Origin of the sequence: Bathymodiolus platifrons methanotrophic gill symbiont (assembly GCF_002189065.1) — a bacterium.
GTDB lineage: Bacteria > Pseudomonadota > Gammaproteobacteria > Methylococcales > Methylomonadaceae > Methyloprofundus.
Genome location: NZ_BDMN01000089.1, coordinates 1 through 2,651, shown reverse-complemented (window position 1 = coordinate 2,651; position 2,651 = coordinate 1). Strand labels below are relative to the sequence as shown.

2 protein-coding genes and 1 pseudogene are annotated in these 2,651 nt (G+C 41.5%); all 3 read right to left on the bottom strand.

Annotated features, from left to right (window positions below; all coding sequences use genetic code 11):
- Window positions 1-360, bottom strand: a 360-nt coding sequence (locus tag CDZ78_RS05895) for an ISAzo13-like element transposase-related protein (RefSeq protein WP_444979197.1), incomplete at its 3' end; no start/stop codon positions are given.
- Between the two features lie 17 nt (window positions 361-377).
- Window positions 378-650: a hypothetical protein gene (locus CDZ78_RS05890; RefSeq protein ID WP_087868120.1), complete on the bottom strand. Its 273-nt coding sequence runs from the start codon at window positions 648-650 to the stop codon at window positions 378-380.
- Window positions 651-750: 100 nt separating this feature from the next.
- Window positions 751-2,323, bottom strand: a pseudogene (locus tag CDZ78_RS05885) (NAD(P)H-dependent oxidoreductase subunit E); the annotation flags it as partial.
- Window positions 2,324-2,651 lie beyond the last annotated feature (328 nt).

Sequence of the window (2,651 nt, the reverse complement as noted above, 5' to 3'; positions counted from 1 at the left end):
ATCATGATCATTCGTTTGAATGGCTGCTTGTGTATAGAGCGATCCATTACGATAAAAAGTACCCAATAACTCTTTCTTTTTGGTATCCATACTAATAACAGGGTTTCCCGCATCCAGGTAGTCCTGCTTCAATTGGGTAATATTTTCAAATTGAGCATTGCGGTCAGGATGACCACCCATCGTAATGTTTTTCTGGGCTTTGCGCTTAACATATTCATGTTTTTTTAATAAATATCGAACGATATTACGACTGACAGAATAACCCTTTTTTAATAATTCACTGACGATTTCACGCGGCTTTAGATAAGTCCACCTAATAGATGAATTCATTGGATTGCCTGCTGTATGCTGTTGAAGAATATCTAAAAAGTCTTGATCTATTCCACTGTATTCAGGGGTAGAGGTCTTTTTTTTCGACCGCCTCCAGGTTGTCTGATTCCTGTTATATCCAGTTCTAATTCGGTGAGTTCTTTTTTTCCTTGGCGGATAGTTTTTGGGTCACACTCTAATAAAGCTGAAATATAGTTAACGCCACCATGAGATAATTTTTCACTTTCAATGGCGGCATACCGTCGCTTATTTTTTTCACAAAGTGAGTCATAAAATTTCTTCATCGACTTTTCGATATTTTTTTTATAAGGAAATGACATAAGACAACCACTGAGTAATAAATTAAGATAACCTTAATTTAGGGGAGATATTTCATTATTCAAGCTTGGCTGCTTCAGGATGTTATTTCGTGCACATTCCTAATTGACAAAGCTCTTCCAGAGCAGCGACATCACCAGCAGAACCGTGGCCATCGACAATTTTATCGAGTTGTTTTTTTAATAACGATGTTCCTACTCGACAGGGGGTGCAAAAAACCGCAACTTTCATGGGCAAAAAAGTGAGTGAAGTTTTTGACGATATCCAGGATATTACGTGTCTGATTGAAGATAATAAATGAGCCACCTGTGGCAAGGTCTTCAAATGCCAGAGTGCGGTGGAATTCATCCTGACTAATAAAAGTACCGGAAGGACCGCCTACCTGTATACCTAATACATCAGCCGCTCCGCAATCTTGCAGTACTTGTTTGATACTAGTACCAAAAGGGTATTCGTAGATACCGGGTTTTTTGCAGTCACCACTAATACTGAGTATTTTGGTGCCTTGTGATTGTTCTGTACCTACATCGGCAAACCATTGCCCACCTTCAAGCGCAATTTTGCTTGCGGCGAAAAAGGTTTCTACATTATTGACCACGGTGGGTTTGTGTAAATAGCCTTGGGAGACAGGGTAGGGAGGCCGGTTTCTGGGAATGCCCCGTTTGCCTTCTAATGACTCTATCAAGGCGGATTCTTCGCCACAAATATAAGCACCACATCCCAGACGAATTTCAATATCAAAGCTAAGGCCTTGCCTGAGAATATTATTGCCTAATAGGCTGGTGTCGCGTCTTTCCTGCAGGATATTCTGTAATTTGTCATATAAATGTAAATACTCTCCACGTAAATATAAGAAGCCTTGCTCAGAACCAATGATACTGGCACATAAAGTCATACCTTCAAATACCTGGTGTGCATAGCTGTTTAATAAGACTCTATCTTTAAACGTTCCTGGTTCACCTTCGTCGGCGTTACAAACCACATAGCGTTCGGTTTCTGCTTCTTCAGAACAGAATCGCCATTTCATTGCGGTTTTGAATCCAGCTCCACCACGGCCTCGCAAACCTGAAATATCAATCTCTGTTAAGGTTTCGACTAAGCCTCTTAGGTAGCGAGCATTAAGGGCATCACCTGGTTCAATTGGATCCTGTAGTAATAGGCCGGTCAGGTAAATATTATCATCAACAGTAAAAAACTCAGTTGGCCATTGCTTTACTGGGACCTGCTGTTCTATGAGCTTAACGATAGCATCGATTCGTGGGTGATCCAGCTGAGTTAAAGCATAGCCATTAACTAATCCTGCTGGGCCCTGATCACACATTCCTGAGCAAGAAGTATTATTTAGGCTAACTAATCCATCAGCACGAAGTTCACCTATTGTGAGCTTTAACTGGCTGGCAAAATATGACATTAGCTCTTGTTTGCCCAACATATGATCAGTAATTGAGTCACTGATTAGTAAGTCATATTTACATGTAGGCGTGGCATGTAAAAAGCTGTAAAACTCAATGACACTGACTATTTGTGTGCGTGGAATATTTAGGGTTATTGCAACAAATTCTATTGCTTCAGCAGAAATATGCTGAAATTCTGCTTGAATATTTCGTAAGATAGTTAGTAGTCGAACAGGAGATGCTTCATATTTGTCAATCACTGACAGGATAAACGCTTGCATTTTTTTCCCTTTTGGCGTGTAAAAGTCAAGTGGCTGGGTAAATAAACCTGTTGCCCAGTCAGCAAAATTATGCGCACATAGGGCATTTTCTTCCGCTTAAAATCAGGGAAACGGAGCCTAAGCGGAGTGATGATTTTTAGTCCCTGGTAGGCGACAGGGCAATTCTCTGATCCGAAGTGCGCTAGTAGCGCGCGAGGGAGGCAAGAATTGCATTCCGAATAGCCGTCCAGCCATTTGAGGTAGTCTTAACGGAGCAGGGTTTTGTGCGTAGTTGAGACGGACGCAGGGCGACCAAGGCATCTCCCATTCGCTGCGTAGGCGAATGAAT